The sequence below is a fragment of the Halanaerobium salsuginis genome (assembly GCF_900114545.1).
In the GTDB taxonomy this organism is placed as follows: domain Bacteria; phylum Bacillota; class Halanaerobiia; order Halanaerobiales; family Halanaerobiaceae; genus Halanaerobium; species Halanaerobium salsuginis.
This window is the reverse complement of sequence record NZ_FOTI01000091.1, coordinates 1-1,668: the sequence shown is the minus strand read 5'-3', so window position 1 is coordinate 1,668 and position 1,668 is coordinate 1. Positions and strand designations below refer to the sequence as shown.

Sequence of the window (1,668 nt, the reverse complement as noted above, 5' to 3'; positions counted from 1 at the left end):
CATTGCTAAGTATTTAAGAGTAATTCAAAAAAACAAAGAGATAACATGATTCAAACGGTGCTATTTAGATTTCACAACATTTGTCAAAGAACCATGATTTATAATTGAATTTTTTTTAAATAAATTAGTCCAGGCAGTTAACTAGATATTTAGTGTGAATTAGTAATTATAAAACAATATCTGTCAGTTTAATCTTATTAATTTAAGCTAATAGAAGCTATTTCTTTAATGACTGACATTTTTTTAATATATTTTAAAAGAGAAGCTATTTTTAAAAGTAGCTTAAAAAGTATTTAATGGTTATAAGACTGGTTTGTTTTTTACTGGTATATCTTAGCTTGATATTGTTTTTACTGTTTTTAGGAGGTGTTTGCTTGGCTAATTTATTAAAGTTTTATGGATTGGGATCATTTTATCTTGAATATCAGTCCATAAAAATTGATGGCAGTAATTGGGTTTCAAAACGAGCCTTAGAATTATTAATGTATTTATCTTTTAAGCTGGGAAGAAGAACAGATGCTGAAGAAATTATTGATCTTTTCTGGCCAGACTCTGATCTTGAAACAGGGAAAAATAAGTTATATAACACAATTTACTTACTTCGCAAGTCACTACAGCGAGCAGGACTTGAAAAAGAACTAATTAAATCACTTCAGGGTGGTTATTTAATTAATAATAACTATCTCCTCTGGACTGATTGGGGTTATTTTATTGAGAAAGGGCACTTATATTTGCAGCAAAAAAATGTGTCTACTGCTGAATTGACTGAATTATTAAAAATTTATCGAGGTGATTTTTTTGCATTATTAAGATATGAGAGCTGGCCGAAGAATCAAAGAGATATTTTATCTGGTTTACATTTAGCTTTATTAGAAAAATTGATAATTAAATTGTATGAAAACGATGATTATCAGCTTTTATTTAACTATTTAAATCAGGGGCTTAATCTCGATCCCTATGCAGAAATATTTTATTTAATCTATTTTAAAGTATTTGTGAAACTTGGTAAGACAAAAGAGGCAATCAATATCTATCAAAAGTGCAAAGATATTCTGGCTGCAGAACTTGACTTAGAGCCTGGCCCAGAACTACAGCAAGAGTATTTAAATTTAAAAGCTAAACAAGATATAATAATCAAAAATAAGCTTGATTTTAAACAAACAGAGATTGGAACAGGAGCCATGATCTGTGATCAGGAAAGCTTTAAAAAAATTTATGAACTTGAATTAAGATCAGCTAAAAGAAAAAATATAAAATTTATTTTGCTGACTATTGATTTAAGTAACTCTCAAATTAATAGTGACTTTAAAAATGTTATTAAGCAAACAGGAGCAGTTTTAAGAACAGGAGATGTAATTTGTAGCTGTAATAAAAAAATTCATATAATTCTTAGAGAGATTGGATTTAAAGATACTGGAATAATTTTAACTAGATTTGATCAAGTTTTTAAAAGATTTAATTTAGCTGGTCAAGCTTCAATTGATTTAAAAGAAGTTAATTAAAAGAATAATTTAGAAATACTAAGGTCTTACCTTAAAAGGTAAGACCTTTTTTTTATAAAAATTTAGTTTAATATTTTGGTTCTTTGACAAATGTTGTGAAATCTAAATAGCACCGTTTGAATCATGTTATCTCTTTGTTTTTTTGAATTACTCTTAAATACTTAGC

The 1,668-nt window shown here is 27.2% G+C and carries 1 protein-coding gene; it reads left to right on the top strand.

Features of this window, described 5'->3' with window-relative positions; all coding sequences use genetic code 11:
* Positions 1-374: 374 nt before the first annotated feature.
* Positions 375-1,502, top strand: a complete 1,128-nt coding sequence (locus tag BMZ74_RS14275) for an AfsR/SARP family transcriptional regulator (RefSeq protein WP_177181471.1) — start codon at positions 375-377, stop codon at positions 1,500-1,502.
* The last annotated feature ends 166 nt before the right edge of the window (positions 1,503-1,668 follow it).